Source organism: Flavobacterium sp. Root420 (assembly GCF_001427905.1).
Classification (GTDB): Bacteria; Bacteroidota; Bacteroidia; order Flavobacteriales; family Flavobacteriaceae; genus Flavobacterium.
Genome location: NZ_LMEF01000033.1, coordinates 48351 through 71730 on the forward strand (window position 1 = coordinate 48351; position 23380 = coordinate 71730).

Annotated in this window: 19 protein-coding genes; 14 read left to right on the top strand and 5 right to left on the bottom strand. The window is 32.5% G+C overall.

What is annotated here, in order from left to right:
• Window positions 1–10 precede the first annotated feature (10 nt).
• The 9 genes from ASC72_RS21970 (at window position 11) to ASC72_RS22010 (ending at window position 7807) form a co-directional block, all read left to right on the top strand.
• Window positions 11–586, top strand: coding sequence for a sugar O-acetyltransferase (locus ASC72_RS21970; protein WP_056196055.1), 576 nt, complete (start codon window positions 11–13; stop codon window positions 584–586).
• Window positions 586–975, top strand: a complete 390-nt coding sequence (locus ASC72_RS21975) for a VOC family protein (RefSeq protein ID WP_056196058.1) — start codon at window positions 586–588, stop codon at window positions 973–975. Before ASC72_RS21970 ends, ASC72_RS21975 begins: the two co-directional genes overlap by 1 nt.
• Window positions 976–1398: 423 nt before the next feature.
• Window positions 1399–2679: a chloride channel protein gene (locus tag ASC72_RS21980; RefSeq protein WP_056196061.1), complete on the top strand. Its 1281-nt coding sequence runs from the start codon at window positions 1399–1401 to the stop codon at window positions 2677–2679.
• A gap of 103 nt (window positions 2680–2782) precedes the next feature.
• The gene (locus ASC72_RS21985) at window positions 2783–3385 is read left to right on the top strand and encodes an HPP family protein (protein WP_056196063.1); all 603 of its coding nucleotides are present in this window, start codon (window positions 2783–2785) and stop codon (window positions 3383–3385) included.
• A gap of 105 nt (window positions 3386–3490) precedes the next feature.
• On the top strand, window positions 3491–4030 hold the full coding sequence (locus ASC72_RS21990; RefSeq protein WP_056196066.1) for a hypothetical protein: 540 nt from the start codon (window positions 3491–3493) through the stop codon (window positions 4028–4030).
• Window positions 4031–4157: 127 nt separating this feature from the next.
• A complete protein-coding gene (locus ASC72_RS21995; protein WP_056196069.1) occupies window positions 4158–4478 on the top strand; it encodes a four helix bundle protein in 321 nt (106 codons plus the stop codon).
• A gap of 44 nt (window positions 4479–4522) precedes the next feature.
• Window positions 4523–5581, top strand: coding sequence for a nucleoid-associated protein (locus ASC72_RS22000; protein ID WP_056196072.1), 1059 nt, complete (start codon window positions 4523–4525; stop codon window positions 5579–5581).
• A gap of 210 nt (window positions 5582–5791) precedes the next feature.
• The gene (locus ASC72_RS22005) at window positions 5792–6832 is read left to right on the top strand and encodes a hypothetical protein (protein ID WP_056196075.1); all 1041 of its coding nucleotides are present in this window, start codon (window positions 5792–5794) and stop codon (window positions 6830–6832) included.
• A 12-nt stretch (window positions 6833–6844) separates the two neighbouring features.
• Window positions 6845–7807: a hypothetical protein gene (locus ASC72_RS22010; RefSeq protein ID WP_056196079.1), complete on the top strand. Its 963-nt coding sequence runs from the start codon at window positions 6845–6847 to the stop codon at window positions 7805–7807.
• A 76-nt stretch (window positions 7808–7883) separates the two neighbouring features.
• On the opposite strand, the gene ASC72_RS22015 is transcribed toward ASC72_RS22010, so the two are convergent.
• Both ASC72_RS22015 and ASC72_RS22020 read right to left on the bottom strand, forming a co-directional pair.
• The gene (locus ASC72_RS22015) at window positions 7884–8465 is read right to left on the bottom strand and encodes a TetR/AcrR family transcriptional regulator (RefSeq protein ID WP_056196081.1); all 582 of its coding nucleotides are present in this window, start codon (window positions 8463–8465) and stop codon (window positions 7884–7886) included.
• A gap of 75 nt (window positions 8466–8540) precedes the next feature.
• A complete protein-coding gene (locus ASC72_RS22020) occupies window positions 8541–9293 on the bottom strand; it encodes an SDR family oxidoreductase (RefSeq protein WP_056196084.1) in 753 nt (250 codons plus the stop codon).
• Between the two features lie 227 nt (window positions 9294–9520).
• On the opposite strand from ASC72_RS22020, the gene ASC72_RS22025 reads away from it, so the two are divergent.
• Window positions 9521–11887 (top strand): GAF domain-containing protein, encoded by a 2367-nt coding sequence (locus tag ASC72_RS22025; protein WP_056196087.1) that lies wholly within the window; start codon window positions 9521–9523, stop codon window positions 11885–11887.
• A 17-nt stretch (window positions 11888–11904) separates the two neighbouring features.
• Here the strand turns inward: ASC72_RS22025 and ASC72_RS22030 are convergent, their stop codons facing one another.
• Window positions 11905–13089: a Pycsar system effector family protein gene (locus ASC72_RS22030; RefSeq protein ID WP_056196091.1), complete on the bottom strand. Its 1185-nt coding sequence runs from the start codon at window positions 13087–13089 to the stop codon at window positions 11905–11907.
• A gap of 26 nt (window positions 13090–13115) precedes the next feature.
• Here ASC72_RS22030 and ASC72_RS22035 point away from each other — a divergent pair, with 26 nt between their 5' ends.
• On the top strand, window positions 13116–16850 hold the full coding sequence (locus tag ASC72_RS22035) for a metallophosphoesterase (RefSeq protein WP_056196094.1): 3735 nt from the start codon (window positions 13116–13118) through the stop codon (window positions 16848–16850).
• 134 nt (window positions 16851–16984) lie between these two features.
• Here the strand turns inward: ASC72_RS22035 and ASC72_RS22040 are convergent, their stop codons facing one another.
• Window positions 16985–17845 (bottom strand): hypothetical protein, encoded by an 861-nt coding sequence (locus ASC72_RS22040; protein ID WP_056196097.1) that lies wholly within the window; start codon window positions 17843–17845, stop codon window positions 16985–16987.
• Window positions 17846–18071: 226 nt separating this feature from the next.
• Window positions 18072–19124, bottom strand: coding sequence for a hypothetical protein (locus tag ASC72_RS22045; protein ID WP_056196099.1), 1053 nt, complete (start codon window positions 19122–19124; stop codon window positions 18072–18074).
• A gap of 108 nt (window positions 19125–19232) precedes the next feature.
• On the opposite strand from ASC72_RS22045, the gene ASC72_RS22050 reads away from it, so the two are divergent.
• The 3 genes from ASC72_RS22050 to ASC72_RS22060 are packed head-to-tail and all read left to right on the top strand — an operon-like array spanning window position 19233 to window position 23328.
• Window positions 19233–20144, top strand: a complete 912-nt coding sequence (locus ASC72_RS22050) for an ABC transporter ATP-binding protein (RefSeq protein WP_056196102.1) — start codon at window positions 19233–19235, stop codon at window positions 20142–20144.
• Window positions 20145–20147: 3 nt separating this feature from the next.
• A complete protein-coding gene (locus ASC72_RS22055) occupies window positions 20148–20984 on the top strand; it encodes an ABC transporter permease (RefSeq protein WP_056196105.1) in 837 nt (278 codons plus the stop codon).
• 13 nt (window positions 20985–20997) lie between these two features.
• Window positions 20998–23328, top strand: coding sequence for a T9SS type B sorting domain-containing protein (locus ASC72_RS22060; RefSeq protein ID WP_056196108.1), 2331 nt, complete (start codon window positions 20998–21000; stop codon window positions 23326–23328).
• Window positions 23329–23380 lie beyond the last annotated feature (52 nt).

Sequence of the window (23380 nt, forward strand, 5' to 3'; positions counted from 1 at the left end):
CTGAAATATTATGAAAACAGAAAAAGAAAAAATGATTTCGGGAGAATATTACAATGCAGGTGATCCTGTTTTAGTAAAAGAACGTCGAAAAGCCAAGAATTTATTACATCGCTTAAACGTAATCGAATATCGTTTGACTAAGAAAGCCAAAGAAATTATAGCCGAATTAATTCCGAATACTGGTAAAGGTTTTTATATAGAACCACCATTTCATTGCGATTATGGATACAATATTACTTGTGGCGACAACGTTTATTTCAATGTCAATTGTGTCGTCTTAGATTGCGCGCCGGTCATTATTGGCTCCAATGTGTTTTTTGCACCGAATGTTCAAATCTACACAGCGACTCATCCTCTTGATGCCGAATTGCGAAAATCATTAGAAAATGCTTTGCCCGTTTCTATTGGAGACGATTGCTGGATTGGTGGAAACTCTGTAATTTGTCCAGGAGTAACTATCGGAAAAGGCTGTGTTATTGGGGCAGGATCTGTCGTTACAAAAGACATTCCTGACAACTCATTGGCTGTTGGAAATCCGGCGAAAATAATTAGAAAATTAAATCAAGAACCTGAATTAAACACATAATGCTTACCTTAAATAAAGTTCATCACATTGCCATTTTATGCTCGGATTATCAAAAATCTAAAACTTTTTATACTGAAGTTTTGGGATTAACTATTATTAGAGAAATTTATCGTGAAGAACGTCAATCTTACAAACTTGATTTAGCCTTAAACGGCACTTATATTGTCGAATTGTTTTCGTTTCCAAATCCACCGAAACGCCCGTCGAGACCAGAAGCAGTTGGTTTGCGACACCTGGCTTTTGAAGTAATTAATTTAGATGAAACAATTGCTTTTCTGAATTCCAAAAAAATAGAATCAGAACCTATCAGAATTGATGAAACCACTGAAAAACGATTTACTTTCATCGCTGATCCGGATGAATTGCCGATTGAGTTTTATGAGAGATAAAAAATAATCTCGCAAAGTCGCAAAGTCGCGAAGTCGCAAAGTTTTTTAGCCACAGATTAAAAGAATTAAAGGATTTTTTTTCACGCAGATTCAGCAGATTTAAGCGGATCCTACAGATTTTTTACTGATTTATTTTTTACTGATTTATCTGCGTGTATCTGCCAAAATCTCTTTAAAATCTGCGTGAAACCAAACTTTGCGGCTTCGCTTCTCTTTACGCGATTAAAACTAAATAAAAACTTAGCGCCTTTGTGTCTTTGTGGCAAATACCTTTTCGCTATATCAATAAAAACACACTGAAAGATTTTTCCTATATTCTCAATTTTAACATAATATAATGACTATTTTTTAGCAAAAACCGATTTTGATCTCTAATTTTGTAATCCGCATAAAAATATTGCGGTTTACAAATTTAACTTTCTGATGAACAAAACGGCGCAAATCAAAAAAAATCATCAATTTATTAAATTCCGAAAATTAGTTATTGTTTCTATTTTAATTGGCTTTCTCTCTGCCTTTCTTGGAATCTCACTAAAAAAAATTACGGAATATTACGAAGAAATCTTCTTTCATGAAGTTTCGGTAAATCCGATTTTTTACATCATTTTTCCTGTTTTTGGATTATCTGTAATTTATTTCCTGCGACAATATCTTTTCAAAAAGAAGGAAAACAAAGGCATCAAAGAAGTTTTTGAAAGTACAGAATCAAAAACAAAACATTTGCCTTCATACAAAATTCCATCACACTTTATAAACGGATTATTAACTGTAATTTTTGGAGGATCAACAGGAATAGAGGTTTCCACCGTTGTTGCCACAGCCACAATTGGTTCTGTAGCACAACAAAAAGAAAATATTTTTCGCCAATACAAAACCGAATTAATCTGTGCGGGTGTTGCCGCGGGAGTTACCGCTTTATTCAGCAGCCCAATCGCCGGAATTTTATTTGCTTTGGAAGTTATTTCACGAAAAGTGACACGCGCTTTTATTATATCTAATGTTATCGCCGTTTCAGTAGCTTTTGGTTTGCTTACTATTTTAAAAGAAGAACCCTTGTTTGCTGTTACGATTACAACCTGGCATTTAAAAGCAATTCCGTATTTTATTCTTTTGGGGATTTTGGCCGGAATGAATTCCGTTTATCTTACTCGTTGTGTTTTATTCTTTAAATCTCAATTTGGAAAAATTGGAGTTCATTATTACAAAATTATTTTGGGATCAGCAGTTTTGAGCATTTCACTATTTATTTTCCCTCAATTATACGGAGAAGGTTATCATGCTATAAAAGCAATTTTTGCCAATTCTTCAGAAATTCCATTAACAATAACGCTGGCTCTTACCTTTGTTGGAATTCTACTTTTAAAACCAATCGTAACTTCAATTACATTAGCTTCTGGCGGTGACGGCGGGGTTTTTGCCCCTAGTTTATTTATCGGAGCATTTTTAGGATTACTATTGGCTTCAATCTTAAATACCTTCTTTCATGTAAATGTAATTCCTGTAAACTTTATGATTATCGGAATGGCAGCTGTTCTAAGCGCAAGTATTCACGCACCCTTTACAGCAATATTCTTAGTTTGTGGATTAACAAACGATTACACTTTATTTTTCCCAATTTTGGTAGTTTGCCTAATTTCTAAATACACAGCGAAAATGATCTACCCACACACGGTTTATACCTACGCTCCGAGTTTATTAAAGTAGAAAAGATATTTTTCACTAATTAGACAGATTATTAATTTTTTTTTGAGTAATTAAATCTGTAGCAAAAATTAGGGCCGAAGTTTATTAAAAATAGAAATACCACATGCCTGTTCAAAAAATAAAAAGAGGATATCGCAAAACACGTTATATTCTTTACAAAGAAACTTTAGTAGATTATAAAGAACATTTTTGGTCATTTTTGGGATCATTCGTCGGTATCGGAATTCTGGCTTACATTCAGTCAATACATTTTTCAGGAAATGACGCGGTTTATTTAATTGGTTCTTTTGGAGCTTCTAGTGTTTTAGTTTACGGAATTATTCAGAGCCCTTTTTCACAACCCCGAAATTTAATTGGCGGACATTTAGTTTCAGCACTTATAGGGGTTACAGTTCATAAACTAGCTCCGGATATTATCTGGATTGCTGCACCTCTTGCTGTTTCACTCGCTATTATTTTAATGCAAATTACCAAAACCCTGCACCCGCCCGGAGGAGCAACGGCTCTTATTGCTATTATTGGTTCTGATAAAATAAAAGCTTTGGGGTATATGTATGTGCTTTCTCCAGTCTTAGTTGGCTGTTTAATTTTGTTTCTAACGGCTTTAATCTTTAATAATATGACTTCGAGCAGAACTTATCCGAGTCATAGTACTTACCATAAACATTATCATAAGATTAGAAAACGATTGGGTAAAAAAAAATAATTTTTCTATAAACACAAAAGAAAAATCTTTTCAACAAATCACAATTCCTAATTCGTAAATCATTAATTATATTTTACCTTTGACCTTTCAATAAAAACAGAGATTATGGTTTATAAATTTAGAGTAATTCTAGACGCCGAAGAAGATATTTTTAGAGACATTGCAATTCTTGAAGATGATACGCTTGAAGATTTACACAATGCAATCTTCAACGCTTTTGGTTTTGACGGAATGGAAGTAGCTTCGTTTTATACCTGCGATGAAACTTGGAATCAGGAAGATGAAATTGCACTTTTTGATACCGGCGACATTCCGGGAGAACAGAGAACCATGAGCGATTACAAATTATCTGATCTCTTAGATGAACAAAACACTAAAATAATCTACGTGTACGACTTCATCAATATGTGGACTTTCTTAGTTGAATTAGCCGCTATTGAAGACCAAATTGCCGGAGTTCCGTATCCTGAAACTTTATTCTCTCACGGAGAAATGCCTGACGAAGCCATCGAAAAAAACTTTGAAGCCGATATGCACGACGATATCTACGGCGAATTTGAAGATGATCTGGACGAAGACGACTTAGACATGTTCGAAGGCGACGACAGCTTTGAGGATTATGGGTTTGAGGAGAATTGGAATTAGTTTTTGAGGTTCTAAGGTTCTAAGGGTTTTGTTTTGAAAGTTTTTTCTTATTATTTTATTAATTTTACAGATTAATAAAATATAAAAAAATGAGTATTTTAGAAGCCTGCTTATCTGGCAAAAATCAATGGCCTTGACGACCAAAATTTACTTTTCAACAAATAATTTTCCAAAAGAAGAAATTTTTGGATTAACTTCACAAATTAGACGTAGTTCGATTTCTATTCCCAGTAATATTGCAGAAGGATTTGGAAGAGAAAGTGATAAAGAGTTTTTACGCTTTTTAAACATTTCCGTTGGATCTTTATTCGAAATGCAAACCCAATTAGAAATTGCAAAAAACATATCTTATTTAAAAGAATACGATTTTAATAACTTATATGAGGACAGCCGCGAAGTAGAAAGAATGTTAGTTTCTTTTATTAAAAAAATAAAAGACAGAAACTAAACCTCAGTACCTTAGCATCTCAGAACCTCAGTACCTAAAAAAATATGATCAACCTTTTCAACACCCACATCGAGACGCTTGCGATACACCGCGTAGGAAACAAAAGCAGAAACGAAGCGATTTTTTTATCGGAACAGCCTTTTAATTTGAATGATGAAATTGTGCCTCTGATAAAAGAGTACTTTTTTAAACCTTTTAGAGAGAAAGAAGAAAACTATTATCAGTTTGCGCACGAAGTCGATTTGGATTATAACGACATGTTTAAATATGCCACTGAGATTTTTAACAATCCGGGGAATTTACAAGAAATCTCAAAAAAAATTACGACACATTTATTTGAGCAGTCCAACCATCCGCACATTAAAAATGGAGAGGTTTATGTGACTTATCTAACAAATTTAGGTATTGATAACAATGTTGTTGATGCTATCGGAATTTTTAAAAGTGAGTTACAAGCGGACTTTTTACAATTTGAAGAAAAAGACAGCAACCTTGAAATGATTTTACAACAAGGAATCAACCTAAGCAAATTAGACAAAGGATGTTTGATTTTTAACTATAAAAAAGAGGAAGGCTATAAAATCTTAACCGTAGACAGCAACCGTTACGATGCGCGTTATTGGTTAGAGCACTTTTTATCTGTTGATGCTTTTGAAGACGAAAACTTCATCACAAAAAAATATTTAAAATTCTGTCAGGGCTTTGCAAAAGATGTTGTTTTGCCAGCAGAAGACAAGAAAGAGGAAGTAATGTTTATGAACCGATCTGTGAATTATTTCGCTAAAAATGATCAGTTTGAGGAACAAAATTTCCTGAATGAAGTATTAGATAATCCAGACTTAATTCCTGAATTCAAAAACTATAAAGTTGATAAAGGAGAAAAATACAGCATCGAAGATGTAACCTCATTCCCTATTGCCAACGCAGCTGTTTCTGACGCCAGAAAATCGATTAAAAACGTTATTAATCTGGATACTCATATTCAGATTAAAATGGATTTCATCAATCCTGAAAGTGCAGAAAAATTTGTTGAAAAAGGCTGGGATGAAGAAAAACAAATGTATTACTACTTAGTGTATTTCAATAAAGAAGAAAAAAGCTAAGAAGTTATTCATTTTCTATTACTTACTTTACTAAAACAGAAAACGGCAATTACCTATGTAATTGCCGTTTTTTATTGATAATTACTTCTTTACAAAAAAATACTTGTTAATAATACATTTATTTTAATATATTCGTCAAATAAATTTTAACATTTTTTCTAAACATTAAACAGAAATAAAGCCTATACAAAACCAATACTCCCCCCAAATATGAGAATAGTTTTCGGTCAAAGAAATTTTAAAATTAAGGAACTTAGTTCGCATGAATTTGGTTTTACTACTCAACAGGACAATCATTTCGACATAGAAATTCGTCAAAGTTATTTTCATATTTACTGGATTCCTTTTTTTGGAACAGGAAAAATATGGGCCATAAAAAAAGATGGACAATTATATGAATTACCTGCTCATTATATCTACGAAATAAAAAAAAGACAAAAAATTAGAAGCCCCTGGTATACTTATACACTGCCGATCTTACTTTGCATAGGAGCTTTAATTTATTTTCTTGTAGAGCAAGTAAAAGAAAGTAATTATCAAAAACAAGATCTTAAATATTTTACCGAAAAAGTTCAGCTTCTTGATAACTATATTGACAATCCAGCTGTAAACGAAATCTTTACACTTCAAGATACCAAAGAAGATTCCTCTGAATCTAAAATGTATTTAAAAGTAGAAAAAGTATATGCTGATCGAATTTTATTTACGCTGATTCCGGGCTTTTTTCTTAATTCGACACAAGTAGAATTAGAAGAATGTTACAATGATAATAAAGAAAACTTAGATACCATTTCAATATCAAAAGCGGCACTAAAAAATGCCGTTAACAAAGATTATGATGCTTCTAAAACGTATAATTACAAGGGCGAAAATCTTCTTAAATCAAATAGATTATATGTATTGGTTTCAGTAGAAAAAAAATTCCAGCCTCAAATAAACATTGCGCAAACCTATAGCGATTATAAAGTAATTCAGATTGAGTTAACCAACTCTAGTACCGCTTTTAAAATTACATCTATTAAAAACGTTACAAACTCAATACCGTGGAATACAAAATTACCCATGGAGGTAGCTGCAGGAACAAAATCGAAACCTACAAAATTTATTCTGGAGAATACGGAAAGTGATAATTTTAGTTTCTATAATAACAAAGATTATAGTTTTCAGGTTACCATTCTGGATTCTAATAACATCGAACATTCATTTCTAATTAAAGGCAGTGGATCATCAAATTTTATCTTCTCATCTTAAATCCCCAAAATTATGAATATTAAAAACCTAAAATGGTATTTTGTTGCCCTGATAATTCTTATTTTACCTTTCTTTTTGTTCCCTGAAACTGATTACAATTCTTTAGGATGGTCTATTGGAGTCGTAACTTCATTGTTAGTGGCATTTTTTGTTTTTCTTGGAATCACAAAAATGGATTCCATAAGCGAATTGTTTTATTTCGATTCAGATGATTCAAACTTAAACAGTGCAACTAATTTTTTAATCCCTATTGCTATTTTTATTTTCGGGTCCATTTTTATCAACATAAATTTTAGCAAACGTCTTGAAGAAAAAATTAAAAAAGAAGGTGTTATTGCACAAGCAACTATTGATAGCGGCTTCTCTGAAACAACTCAATCCTCCAGAAGTAGTTATACAGACCATACACTTGCATTAACTTTAACTACTGATGATAATGTGGAACATAAACTTATAGCTGAAGATATCTCAGCAGAAGCATATTCAAAAGTAGGAGTTGGTCTTGATGTCGAAATTATTTATTTACCTAAAAATCCACAAATTTTCAGAGTTATAATTGACGATGAATCGGTAAAAAAATACAAACATATTTCTAATCGCGATATCGAATTTAAAGACTTAGAAAAATTAATAGCTTTAAAAGAACCTGGAAAATTAGAAAAAGAATTAAATAAATTAAGCAGCGGATGGCAACCACATCAATCTGAGAATCCCGGAATTAGTTTTGTAAATCTATTAAAAAAAGAAGCCATTTTTTTAAACACAACCGATGGAATATTAATGTATATGCATGACCAAAATAATATTACAAGTCGTTTTGAAATACCAAAAGAACGAATCTTAAAAGAACTTTCAGATTCATCTGCTGTTTCTTACGAACTTGATAAATATTTTATCCGAAAACAAACGGAATCAAAAGTTGGAGAAAGCAATCAATTTTCTGTGATCGAAAAGGTAATCATGAGAACAAAATAGATTCAGATTTATGGAATAAAAAACGGCAGATACCCATGTGATGTCTGCCGTTTTTTATTTGAATGCTTCTCTAATATTATAATAAACAAAACATTGCTTTTACTATATCGTCATAAACTTGTTTGTCTCTTTCGCCTGTTCTGGCCAAAACACGAATTCCCGAATAAGTATTAAAGATAAATCGCGCTAGAGTTCTGGCACCTATCTTCGTAGAAATATGTCCTGCATTTTGACCTTTCTGAACTGCATTTGTAAAAGCCTCTTCCATAACCCGACTGTTATTTTTCACAATCTTTCCAATTTCTTCATCATGCATGGCAAGTTCTACAGACGAGTTTATCATAAAACAGCCTTTGGTAATTCGGTCTTCGAGACTTTCTATAACAGCTTGTTTAAAGATACCCTGCAATGTTTCTTTTATATTCTCAGATTCATCAAAAAGTTTTACAATTTGATCCTGTGCATTTTTTTGATAACGTTGCAAAGATCGGGCAAAGAGTTTTTGCTTATCCCCAAAAGTATCATACAAACTAGAACGGCTTAAACCTAAATAAGTCACTAAATCCTGAGCCGAAGTTCCGTTATATCCTTTGTGCCAAAATATTTCAATTGCCTTGTCTAAAGCCTGATCTTCATTAAATTCTTTTGTCCTGGCCATGATTTCAAAATTAAATTACCTTACAAAGGTATAAAAAATACGGAACAATCATTCCTGAATTTCTGTAAAAAAAAATTATACTACAGCATTTACAGTAAGTCCACCATCAACAATAATTTCAGCGCCGGTTATAAATGATGCATCATCTGAAGCTAAAAATGCTACTGTTTTTGCAATTTCTGAAGCTTGTCCAAAACGTTTTAATAAAATTTTCTCTCCTAAAATAGCTCCAAAACCTTCTACTTCTGCTTTTTCTAAACCTAATTTACCATAAAGGGGAGTTTCAACAGGACCAGGAGAAACTGCGTTTACTCTTATCTTTCTTGGTGCTAATTCTGTAGCAAAAACTTTATTTAAGGACAAAACTGCTGCTTTACTTGATGCGTACACACTTGAATTTGGCATACCAACATGAGCATTAACAGAAGTATTAAAAATAATAGAACCTCCATCATTCAATATTGGCAATACTTTTTGAACTGTAAAATAAACTCCCTTCACATTTACATTCATAATGCTGTCGTAATGTTCTTCTGACGCAGACTCAACTGGCGCAAAAGAAGCAATTCCTGCATTTAAAAATAAGATATCTATTTTACCAAATTGAGCGGCAACTTGTTCTACCAAAGAATCGATTGATTTCAAATCAGATTGATCTGATACAATTCCTTTCACATTCAATTCTTGTTCAGCCTTTGCCAAAGCTTCTTTGTTTCTTCCTGTAATAATTACTTTTGCCCCTTTCGCTGCTAATTCAGCTGCTGCTGCATACCCAATCCCGCTGTTTCCTCCGGTTACTATCGCAACTTTGTTTTCTAAACTTTTCATTTTATTTGTTTTTAAGTTATTGATTATTCAATCATTATGGTACAAAGATATAATAACGGAACGATCATTCCGTTATTATTAGCGTTAATTTTTAGTTAAAATAATTAATCTCTTAAAAAACACCCCTAAATACAAGGCTTCTATCTATCGAACCATAAACGAAAGAAATTATAAATTGTAAAACATTCTTAATTTATGCTTAATTTTGTAACCTAAAAACAAAAAAGATGGATATTCATTTACATAACGAAAGTCCTTTTAAAACTATCATTTCTTTTCACAAGCTAATTGAATCTTTTGAAGAAATAGCTTCCTCGAATATTGATTATCGTGCAAACTATGCTAAGGCCATACTACAACAAATTGAATCAATTCCCGAATTAAGAACAGGAATTGAGGATTATTCCATAATTAAAAATAATGAAGCTTTAATCAAATACATATTAGCTGATTTATTCCCGACGGCCTTAACTCAAAACGAAATCAAAGCGGTTACGATTCCTTTTCAAAATATTTCCTTTAATTATACGGAGCGTTTCAAAAAAATCCTGCGTAATGCGGGTGATGAATTTTATATGGAAATTCGGGATTTTGATGATCATCAGTTTTACATTAATAACTGTTGCTTAATTCTGAGTAGTTATTACAAACAGCGTATCGATTTTAACAAACCGTTTTTCTATGATATTCCGGATGAAGATGGGATCGAGAAACATTATAGAATCTTATACAATGCGGATTTTATGGAAATTACTCCAACAGAAAACGCTGTTCCCTTAACTCAGGATGACATTGATACATTAATTGACAACTATGATGATATTGAACTTTGGAAATCTAAATTTCCAAAAGGAAGCTGGATCTTAAAGGGATTCGGAATAGTATCCTTATTTGATGCCACGACAGAAAGTGCCATATCAAATTTGAAAAGTAATCTGTTAAAACCGGATACAAAATCAGTTGCAACTGATGAAATTATAGCTAATATCTTTAAATCAATATTTAAAATTCCTGATTTAAGAGTAGGTTTCATTATTTATAATCCCGAAGAAGAAAAATTTGTCAAACCTACAAAATTAGAAAGTCAGTTACAGAGTTTTTTACTTTCCCATGATCAGGAAATAGATTGTAAAAACGCCTTTTTTGGATGTTCTTTTGAGAATTTATTGAATAAGAAGGAGCCTTTTGTGATTTCGAGCGTAAGCAAATTCATAGAAGAATCACCAAACAAAAAATTGGGTGAACATTTATTAAAACAAAATATTCAAAGTTGTGTCTTTGCACCGGTTATAAAAGAGGATCATTTATTAGGTGTTTTAGAATTAGTATCTTCAGATGTAAGAGCCTTAAACAGTGTTAATGTTAAGAAACTGGAACTAGTCTTACCGTATTTAACCGATACTATCGATCGTTATAATACAGATATGCAACACCAGATTGAGGCGATTATTCAGCGTGAATACACTACAATTCACCCAAGTGTTTATTGGAAATTCAGAAAAGAGTCTCAGAATTACTTCCAAAACAACAATCCTACAAAAGATTATATTTTTAAAGAAATCGTCTTTAAAAATGTGTATCCATTGTATGGACAGATTGATATTAAAGGTTCATCAGAACATCGAAATGAAACCGTAAAAAGAGATTTAAAAAGTCAGCTTAATACGCTTTTGGAAATTTTTGATAACCAAAAACCAAATTCGAATCTGGTTCTTTTAGAACAAAGAAAATTTGAGTTGGAATCGCTTCGTGACGAATTGGATTTTCCATTAAAAGCAGACACAGAACAACATATTCAGAGATATATTGAAGACGAAATACATCCGATTTTAAGAAACACAAAGGGTAATGCCAAAAACGAGAAATTAGAAGAATTGTACTTTGAAAACCTGGATGAAAAAACCGGTTTGTTTTATCAGGAAAGAAAGAAATTTGATAATGCAATGTCTATTATCAATAAAAAATTAGCTTCTGTTTTAGATAAAAAACAATTAGAAGCACAACAAATTTATCCGCATTATTACGAACGTTTTAAAACGGATGGTGTAGAACATAATTTATATATTGGATCTTCAATTTCTCCATCTAAACCTTTCGATATTATGTATTTGCACAACTTGCGTTTATGGCAATTACAAACTTTATGCGAAATGGAATTAGAACATCATCAGCTTAAAGAGTCGCTTCCGTATGAATTGGATGTTACTTCTTTGATTTTAGTTTTTAGTGCGCCACTTTCAATTCGTTTTAGAATGGATGAAAAACGTTTTGATGTTGACGGAACTTACAATGCAAGATACGAAGTCGTAAAAAAACGAATTGACAAAGCAAATATCAAAGGAACAAAAGACCGAATCACAGAGAAAGAAAAAATCACAATCGTTTATTCTCAAAATAACGAAGAAACGGAGTATTTAAAGTATATCAAATACCTACAGCACAAAAAAGTTCTGGAACCTGCTATAGAACAATTTGAAGTTGAAGATCTTCAGGGTGTTTCAGGACTCAGAGCAATTCGTGTCAAAGTGATCAACAATACTGCGAGTCCTGCAAAAAAAATTACCTATCAGGATTTATTAGATGAGCTCAACTAAATTAGTTGAGCTTAACTTTATGCTCCCACTCCTTTAAAAGCAATTACAAACGCAATTACGGTTACGATTATGCCAACCATGAAAATATTGTACGCAATTCGCAATAAATTATACTTTCGCTGTAAAACCAATCCGAGATAATATAAATCTTTGATCATTGTAGAATAAAGATAATCGCGGTCTTTCATCATTTCGTTCATTGCCCAATCATATTCTGCTAAGGGCATTTTGTAGAAATTTCCAAAAAACAATAAATTAATCTTTTTGGCCTCAATATCTTCCCGGGTAAAAATGCCTGTAGTTACTTTTGGGCGTGTAGACAGAATCGCAAAAATAATTGTCGTTACACTTGACATCAACATAATAAAAGTTGGAATCACCAAATGAGCATTTTTAGGGCTGTCTAATTTTGGAATAATTGACGAAAGTGCAATCGAAATAATAATTGCATTTACAGACAATAAAATATTGGCTTTACTATCTGCAATACCACTTAATCGCGTATGATTACCAAGAGTTACGCGGAATAAAGTGTCAACACCACGGTCTGGTTTTTCGACTTTCTCTTTCTTTTTATTTTCTTCTTCAATTGCAGTGGCCGCCTTCAATTCTTGTTTGTCTATCTTTTTCTGAACAAGGATCAGGTTTTTCTCTTTTAGAGGTTGCCATTTTTTTAAAGCATAATCGGTATAAAAGCGGTGTTTGTTCAATAAAAAATTTAAATTTTCTTTTGTCCATTCGGCATTTGAAAAAACTGCTAATCCTGTATTTTTCATTTCCAAACGCAATAATTCACACGTTGTCACATATTCCGTTCCCATCAAATGGGCATAATCTGCATCTTTAATAATTTTCTCTAAATGCGTTTTAGGAACATATTCTTTTGAAGTTGTCAAAATCAAATTAGAAACCTTTGCAATCAATTCATCAGACTGACTTTTCTCTTTCAAAAAAGCTGTCGCAATTCTTATGCTTTCTTTTTCATGATTTTCATAGCCCTCAATATAACCTGTATCATGAAACCATGCTGCCAACAAAAGTGCTTCTTTATCATCACCACTTACATCTTCTTTTTTACAAAGCTCTTTTACAGCATTTACTACAGTTAAAGTATGGTTAAAATTATGATAAGAATATAAATTAGAAAGTTTATCTTTGAGTAAATTACTGACGAAATCTTCGGATTGTTCTATTAGATTCATAGAGATTTTTTTTATACTACTAAATTATGAAATTGTTTTTGTATAACCATTTTATTACGAAGATTAAAACTTATTCTTTTGTAATAAGCATAACACTTCTGCTTAATTCCTGCGCGACACATAAAGCACAATATGGCAAAAATGTAAGTGCAAATGAAACGGAGAACGCAACAGACACCATAAAAATTGCCCATACCCTATTTTTAGTAGGCGATGCCGGAAATGCCGATGAAGAACAAGCGCAACAAACATTAGAATTATTACACCAAAAACTTAAAAACGCGAATAAAAAATCGACTTTAATTTTCCTTGGAGATAATATATATCCAAAAGGTTTTCCTGCTGATAAAAATGATTCAGAAAAGGCTTTAGCCGAAACCAAACTTACCAATCAATTAAAATTGACGAAAGGATTTAAAGGAAAAACGATTGTAATTCCTGGAAACCATGATTGGTATAGTGGCATAAAAGGTTTAGAAAATCAGGCTGATTTTGTTACCAAATATCTTAATGACAAAAAAGCATTTCTTCCTCGAAAAAGTTGTCCTATTGAAGATGTGAAAATTGATAGCACAACTACGTTAATTACTGTTGACAGTGAATGGTTTTTAGAAGATTGGGACAACCATCCAACGATAAACGACAATTGCGATATTAAAACACGCGAAGACTTTTTTGATGAACTGGAAAATATTTTAAATAAAAATCAGGAAAAAACAGTTGTTCTTGCCATTCATCATCCTTTATTAAGCAACGGGTCGCATGGAGGACAATATTCATGGGAAAAACAGTTGTTTCCTTTGGAGAAAAAAATCCCACTGCCTGTAATTGGTTCTTTCATTAATCTGCTTCGAAAGACTTCCGGTGTAAGTCCGCAGGATCTTCAAAACAAACAATATACGATTTATGCCAAGCGAATTAAAACCTTATTGCAAGGCCAGAAAAATGTTATTGTAGTTTCTGGTCATGATCATAATTTGCAATTTATAAACAAGGAAAATATCACACAGATTATTAGCGGCGCCGGATCTAAATCTGAAGCAGCAAGAGCCATCAATCCAAATGATTTTTCGTATGGCGGCAATGGTTACGCAACACTGACTTTATTTAAAAGTGGTGATGTAAAAGTTACCTTCTTTGGAAATGAAAATAAGCACGAAAAAAAGCTTTTTGAACGTGAAATCATTAAGGCAAAAGAAATTAACTGGGCGGCAATTGTAGCCAATAAATTTCCGCCAACAGTTACAACTTCTATCTATTCGGCTAAAATGACAGATAAGAGTATCTTTCATAAATTCTTATTCGGGCAACATTACCGAAAGTATTACAGTATGCCAATCGAAGCCAGAACAGCTACTTTAGACACTTTAATGGGCGGTTTAAAACCTATTCGCGAAGGCGGAGGACATCAATCTGTTTCTTTAAGAATGTCTGACCCGAAAGGAAGAGAATATGTAATGCGCGCAATGAAAAAAAGTGCTACCGCATTTTTACAGTCGGTTGCTTTTAAAGATCAATATGTTGTAAATGATTTTGAACAAACCTATGCCGAAGATTTTCTATTAGATTTTTACACCACTACGCATCCATACACTCCTTTTGCAGTAGCAAGTTTGTCTGACCACTTGGGACTTTTGCATACCAACCCGGTTTTATATTATATTCCGAAGCAAAATGGCCTGAAAGAATTTAATTCGAATTTTGGAGATCAATTGTACATGGTTGAAGAAAGACCCGCTGACAATCATCTTGATGGGAAAAACTTTGGAAAACCTACTGATATTATTAGCACTGACGACATGATGGCTAATCTTCATAAAGACGAAAAATATTCGGTTGATCAAAAAGAATATATCAGGGTTCGTTTATTTGATATGCTTATTGGTGATTGGGACAGGCACAGTGATCAATGGCGTTGGGCAGAACATAAAATTGGCGATAAAGTAGTATATACGCCTATTCCACGCGATCGTGATCAGGCTTTCCCTAAATATGACGGAACTTTACTTTCCCTTTTAATGAACGTTCCTGCTATTCGTCATATGCGAACTTTTAAAAATAAAATTGACAATGTAAAATGGATTAACAGAGAACCTTATCCATTAGATTTGGCTTTCCTAAAAACTACTGAAGAAAAAGACTGGATCGAACAGGCTAAATATATTCAGGAACATTTATCCGACAGCGATATTGATAACGCATTTAAAAATTTACCAAAGGAAGTTCAGGACGAAACAATTGAAGACATTAAACGAAAATTAAAAAACAGAAAAAAAGAGCTTCAAAAATACGCTTCAGAATATTCAGATGTGCTTGATAAAACGGTAATGCTTGCCGGAACTGACAAAAAAGACAAATTTATTTTAAATCATAACGCTAGAAAAAACATCGAAATTCAGGTTTTCAGAATGAAGAAAGAAGGCGATGAATTGATTTACACCAAAACAGTAAATGATGACAAAACTAAAAATTTATGGATTTATGGATTAGATGATGCCGACGTTTTTCAGGTTATTGGAAAACAAAAATCTAATATTAAAATTCGTTTGATTGGTGGTCAAAATAATGATACCTATAACATTGAAAACGGAAGAAAAGTTATTGTTTACGATTTTAAATCAAAAGAAAACACCTACAATCTGGATTCTGAAACAAAAACTCAGTTGACAGATGATTATGATGTGAATTTATACAATTATGAAAAACCAAAATACAATGTAATTTCAGGCCTTCCAAATATTGGATACAATCCTGATGACGGTGTAAAAGTGGGCGTTAATATCAATTATACTGTAAATAATTTTAAGCAAAATCCTTATACACAAAGACATGTTTTTAATGCCTTTTATTATTTTGCTACTGGCGGTTTAGAGTTTAATTATGCCGCTCATTTTCCAGGTTTATTAGGTAAGTGGGTTATTGACGTAGAATCCTTATACACAACACCAAATTTTGCAATTAATTATTTCGGGTATGGAAATGAGACTCAAAATAATGATGATGAGCTGGGATTAGATTATAATCGCGTGAGAATCAAAAAATTTAATGTTTCTGGTGCCATAAGACACGTTGGAAGATATGGAAGCGAATTTAGCGTACAACCTATTTTTCAAAGAATGACCGTTGAAGAAACAGAAAACAGATATATTGATATACCTAATATAGTGAATCCAATTGTTTTTGACAGCCAGAATTATGGAGGTTTAAAAGTAAAATATCTTTTTAAAAATGCTGATTTTGCCGCAAAACCAACTTTAGGAATGGCTTTTATGATTGCGGCTACGTGGACAACAAACTTAAACGAAACCAAGCAAAATTTTCCAACACTGGAAAGTATACTTGGATTTACACATAAAATTGATCCTAATGGAAAGTTGGTTCTAGCAACTCTGATTAAAGGAAAAGCAATTTTAAATAACAATTATGAATTTTATCAAGGTGCGGCTTTAGGTGGAGATACTGATTTACGTGGTTATAGAAACGAACGTTTTTTAGGAAATTCGTATTTCTCTCAAAGTTCTGATTTGAGATTTAGTATTGGAAAAATCCAACGAACTGTTGCTCCTCTGACTTACGGAATTTTAGGTGGTTTTGACTACGGACGAATTTGGCTTGATGGCGAAGATTCTAAAAAATGGCATCAGGATTATGGAGGCGGACTTTGGTTGAATGCTATTAATGTAATTACTGCCAGAATCTCTTATTTTCAGTCTCCTGATGAAAAAGGACGCGTTATTTTTGGAGCGGCATATAGTTTTTAAGAGAAGGTACTGAGGCCCTGAGGCTCTAAGGTTTTTTTGTCACGAATTCACGAATTAAAATTCGTGAATTCGTGACATTTTTTTTCTTAGTACCTCAGTCCCGAAGCTTCGGGGTAGCATCTTAGAACCTTAATTTATTTTAGTTTGAATTCGTAAACGTTACCTCCTACTTTATTCGTTTTCTCGTCAGCTATCAGTAAAGTATTGTTGTCTTTAAAAACTATGGCTTCTTTTTGGGAAAAGTGATTTAGTTTTATTTCGGTTTGCTTGCCTTTGTGAAATAAATCTCCTTTAAAATCTTTGAATAAAACAATTTTATCATGGCTTAACAGCACTACTTTTTTACCATCAGGACTAATGGTTGCACTGGTTAACACACAGTGATTGTAGTTACTGCAGGTTTTAAACTCTCCAATTTTAGTTGCTTTTTGAGTTCCGGCCTTGTTTGCTATTTTATAAATATAGGCTGTTCCGTCAAAATCCTTGCTTCGGTTTTTTGTGAATAAATAGAAGTTGTTTTGATATTCAAAAAAACCTTCAACATCATAAAACATTTCCTTTTTCTTTGGAGGAAATTCTGTTTGTTCCGGATAGGAAAATGAAACTTTATATTCGGCGGAAGCCTGATCTTTATTTAACTGATTTTTATTGACTTTATAAATACAAAGATCTTTTCGGTCATTATCATTATTCCCAAAATCCCCTATATAAATATTGCCGCTTTGATCTTTCGTAATATCTTCCCAATCGACATTTTTTGCATTTGATATAGTGATCGTTTTATCTAATTTTCCTTCAGAATTTATAGCATAAACTGCATTTTTATTCCCTCTGTCTTCTAAGGTATAAATCAATTTAGAATCTGGAAAATAAGTAATTCCAGAAACTTCTTTTAATTTTTTTGGAAGTGAATAAAGCGTTTTTAAATCATCATTCGATTGTTGTTGACAAGCCAATAAAAAAATAGAAGCTACCAATAAAAGAGACTTTTTCATAAATCTTATTTTAGTTTAATTAAACCTTTGTGAACTTAAAGTTAAGCATTTCAAACAATAGTTTTGCGAGCTTCGCGTAAATCTTAGCGAACTTTGTTTGCAGTTAATTTTACCGCAAAGCGCGCAAAGTATTTTTTTCGGTGTGTTTGTAATTGGCTTTATTAAGTTCGCAAAGCTATGTGAGACGACCTTTGCGTAAACCCTTTGCGGCCTTTGCGGTTAAACTCTAAATCAGGTTAGTATTCTTAAAGTTACGGGTAATAAATTCAAATGCCGCGAACATAATATGCCCCATCGATTTTGCATTTTTAAATTTCATATCATTAGTATAACGATACAATTCCATTTTTAGTTGATTCAGATGTTCTTCTGTCGAAATGGTATCGTGACACATAATATTCAGCAATTTTTTAATCCTGTTTTCAGCAGAATGAATACGTTTGGCCAGAATAGCCCTTTCTTCATCTTTATATTGAATAATTGATCGTTCTTCTAATTTCTCTTTAATGAGTTTTATCATCGGATAATTTTCCTTGAAAAACTGCGGACGATAGACTTTAAAATTCCCCTCATAACACTGCTGATCAAAATCAATAGGGCGAATTTTATAAACTACCTGATCAAAATCATGAATCGGGACAATTACATAATTATACGCACGCATATCTCCTAAAAGCCTGATCATACAACGTTCATTGAACTTGACAAATTCTTTTGCAATTTGGGATTTTTCCATTTCAGTACAACTATCCAATAAAGTATCCATGAAAACGTCACCCGGAATTCCGATAATATGTTCTTCGATTAAAGTGTCTTTAAAAACTAAGAAATTGATTTTATCCGGCGAAAGAATATCTTCTAATTCTAATCCGTAGATTCTGGAAGCATCTGCTTTTTTAATGTAAAAATGAACATAATTATCATTCAGAATATTTCTGACTTTGATTCGGAAAGGTTTTGAATTTCCGAAAGTGCAATAGTCAATCGCATCAATATTTAGAAACTGAATAATCTCGCTATTTCCATCAGAATGTAAAAGCGAATAGATTTTTTTCAGATTTAAGTCAATTTCATTTCTTTCAAATTCACTGTAGTAAACACGAATCCACAAAGTATCCGTTTCATTTTTATCGTAGACATTTATAGAACCTGCAAATCGCAACAAATCATCATAGAATACTGATACTTTCGAGATACGTTCATAGCGTTCTAAATAACTTAACAGAGATGGCGTTAAAGGATAAGACGGTTTTTTTAAAACCATTAAAGGTTCGCTCATTTTTCAATATCTTTAGTACAAATTTACATCAATCGCATGATATAAATAAATTTAGCGTAACAATATACAAGTTGGATCGTCATACTAAAAACTAAAACCGAAATAAATTTGGAAACCATTCTTACCATTGAAAATCTTAGTAAAAGATACGGCCGAATTCAAGCCCTAAAAAATGTATCTTTTGAAATACAGAAAGGCCGTGTTTACGGTATTTTAGGCCCAAACGGAAGCGGAAAATCGACTACTTTGGGAATTGTACTTAGTGTTGTAAACAGGACTTCGGGCGATTACCGTTGGTTTAACGGTCAAATGCAAACACATGAAGCTTTAAAAAAAGTGGGAGCTATTATAGAAAGACCCAACTTTTACCCTTATATGACAGCTGAAGAAAACCTGAAATTGGTTTGCAAAATAAAAAGTATCAATTATGCTAAAATTAATGAAAAACTTGATTTAGTTGGTTTAACCGAAAGAAAAGACAGCAGGTTCAGTACCTTTTCTTTAGGAATGAAACAACGTTTAGCAATTGCTTCGGCGCTTTTGAACGATCCTGAAATTTTAATTTTAGATGAACCAACAAATGGTTTAGATCCGCAGGGAATTCATCAGATTCGTGATATTATTAAAAAAATCGCTTCGCAGGGAACTACGATTTTACTGGCTTCGCATTTACTGGATGAAGTCGAAAAAGTGTGTTCGCATGTAATTGTTTTAAGGAAAGGCGAAATTTTATATTCGGGTTCAGTTGACGCAATGTCGGCAAATGAAGGTTTCTTTGAAGTTCAGGCCAATGACAATTTACTTTTAAAAACAGTTTTACAAGAACATCCGGCTATAGACCGAATCGCAGATGAAGATGGAAAATTTTTGGTGTATTTAAAATCAGAATTATCAGCTTCAGAACTCAATCAGTTTTTGTTTTCTAAAAATATTGTTTTAAGTCATTTAGTAAAACGCAAAAACAGTTTAGAAGCACAATTTTTAGAATTAACCAAAAACGCCACCATTCAAAAAAACTAAACCATGAAAAGACTTGTATCTATAGAATTACAAAAAATCTGGAAAAACAAAGCCAGTCGTGTTCTTACTTTAACCTATTTCGTTTTACTTTCCTTTATCGCTTTAATTGCCTCAATAAAGTTTGATTTAGGCGTTTTTAAATTTCATTTGGCCGAAATGGGAATTTTCAATTTCCCGTTTATCTGGCATTTTAATACTTATGTTGCAGCCTGGCTGAAATTTTTCTTAGCTATTGTCATTGTTTCTATGATGGCTAACGAATACAGCTATGGTACACTAAAACAAAATTTGATTGACGGCTTAAGCAAAAAAGAATTCATTTTGTCCAAGTTTTTAACGGTGGTGCTTTTTGCATTGTGTTCGACAGTTTTTGTATTCATAATGAGTTTAATTCTCGGATTATGCTTTTCATCTTATAACGAATTTGATGTCATTTTTATGGATCTGGATTATCTTTTAGCCTTTTTTGTAAAATTGACCGGTTTCTTTTCTTTCTGTTTATTTTTAGGAATATTAGTAAAACGTTCTGCTTTTGCTTTAGGTTTCTTATTAGTATGGAGTGTTTTCGAAGGAATCGCAAAAGCACTTTTAGTTTTTAAACTTTTTCCGGAAAGCACAACTGGCTATACTATAATGAAGTTTTTACCATTAGAAGCGATGTCAAATTTAATTATTGAACCGTTTACAAGATTATCAGTAATCAGAAGTATCGGGACACAAATAGGAGTTGAAAACACGAAAGATTATGGTGTACATTATCTGTCAATTTTTATCGTGCTGGTCTGGACATTTTTATTTGTTTACTTCTCATACAAATTATTAAAAAATAGGGATTTATAGTATATTTGTTACTATGAATTATATTAAATGCTTTTTGCTTACTGTATTTATTTGTTGTTTATCTGGAAGGATAAATGCACAATATATCAATATTAACGATCAAAAAACACCGCAACAACTTGTTGAAGATGTTTTAGTAAACAGTTCGTGCGTTTCTATTGCCAATGCTTCCGGAAAAGGAGATAATTTTACACCCTCACAAAATAGTTTTGCTTATTTTAATGCCGGTACAAGTAAATTTCCTTTTGCGGAAGGCGTTGTTTTAACAACCTCTACAAGTAGAAATGCTGTTGGGCCTTATTCTAGTTATTTGGGAGAAGGGAGTCCTGATTGGTTTGGTGATGCAGATTTAGATCAGGCTTTAGGAATTAATTCTATAAACTCGACGGTACTAGAATTTGACTTTGTTCCCCAAACAGATTTTTTAAGTTTCAATTATATTTTTGCTTCTAACGAATATCAGTTTTTTTATCCTTGCGTATATTCAGATGGATTTGCATTTTTAATTAAAGAAGCCGGAACAAATGATGCTTATAAGAATTTAGCAGTATTACCGGATACTACAACACCAGTTTCGTCAACGATTGTACATCCAACAATTCCACCTAGTGTTGCTATTAATGGAGACCGATATGATGGATGTCCTGCCATAAATGAAAATTACTTTAATGGGGTAAATACTAATACGAGTCCAATAAACTATGCCGGTCAAACTATTGTAATGAATGCCCAAACCAGTGTGGTTGCAGGTAAAAAATACCATATAAAACTAGTTATTGCTGATGATAAAAATAGATATTATGACTCGGCAGTTTTTTTAGAAGCCGGTAGTTTTGCCTCTAAAATTGATTTTGGACCAGACCAGACATCCCTGACCAATAATCCGGTTTGCTATGGCACTCCGAAAACTTTAAATACAAATTTGTCAGCTGCCTATTCTTATAAATGGTATAAAGATGGCGTTGTCATCAATTCAACAAACCAACCCTCTTATACTCCAACTGAATCAGGAACTTATAAAGTAGAAGTTACTTTAACACCTTCAGCTTGTGTGCTAACCGGAGAGATAAAAATTGAATTCGCACCAGAAATAGTAACAACGAATACTTCTATTTATCAATGTGATGATAATACTGATGGAATCTCCATTTTTAATCTGACAAAAGTCAATAACATTGTAAAAAACAATACTACCGAAAATAGCAACCAGGGATTCTATGAAACATTAGCCAATGCTGAGGCAAAAACAAATCCTATTTTAACACCTGAAAAATATAGTAACAAGACAACAAATCAGGTTGTTTTTGCCAGAATTGAAAACAAATATGGCTGTTTTAAAATCGCCGAAGTGACCTTACAGATTTCAAACAACAACACTGCAAATCAAAACCCGATAGGAATTTGTGATGGCGATGAAAATCAGGATGGCCTGTATCAATTTGATCTTAATTCGGAGGTAACTCCACAGGTCATTTCAGGTTTGCCTAATGGATTGACTGTTAATTATTTTTTAAATTCGAATGATGCATTAACAGAAACAAATCCTTTACCAAATATATTTAAGAATACAACCGCTTTCAGTCAGACAATTTACGCAAGAATCATTAATGGTCCTGATTGTTATGATATTGTTCCAATTGCACTTGTAGTAAACACTTTTGATCCTGAAAATTTTGAGGATGAAACTGAATATTTATGCAGCGGAGATGAAATTACCTTAAGCGTTGCGACCGGTTTCAGCAGTTATCTATGGAACACCGGTAGTACAGCAAATTCCATAACAATAAGTGCAATTGGCGATTATTCAGTAACTGTTACCAATACTAATGGTTGTGAAAAAATTAAAAAATATAAGATACTTCCATCAGGGCCTGCAATCATAACAGGAGTGTCTATAAAGGATTTTACTGCCAATGAAAATTCAGTTTTAATTGAATATACGGGTGTTGGAAACTATGAATTCTCATTAGATGGTATAACCTTTCAGGACGAACCTTTATTTAATGGTGTAAATCCGGGAATTTATAATGCCATTGCAAGAGATAAAAATGGCTGTGGACTTTCTAATTCTTATCAGCTAATTGTTTTAGATTATCCTAGATTCTTTACACCAAACGGAGATAGTTATAATGATATATGGTATGTTAAAAATCTGGACCAGCTTCCGGATTATACGATTTCTATTTTTGATCGTTATGGAAAATTAATAAAACAAATGAATCAAAATAGCAGCGGATGGACAGGTTTATTTAACGGACAACAATTACCAGCAGATGATTATTGGTTTAATTTAATTTTTTCTGATGGCAGGATTGTAAAAGGTCATTTTAGTTTAAAAAGATAAAGCTAAAATAAATCCCAAATTTAAAAAATTCTAAATTGCAATGTGAGCTTAA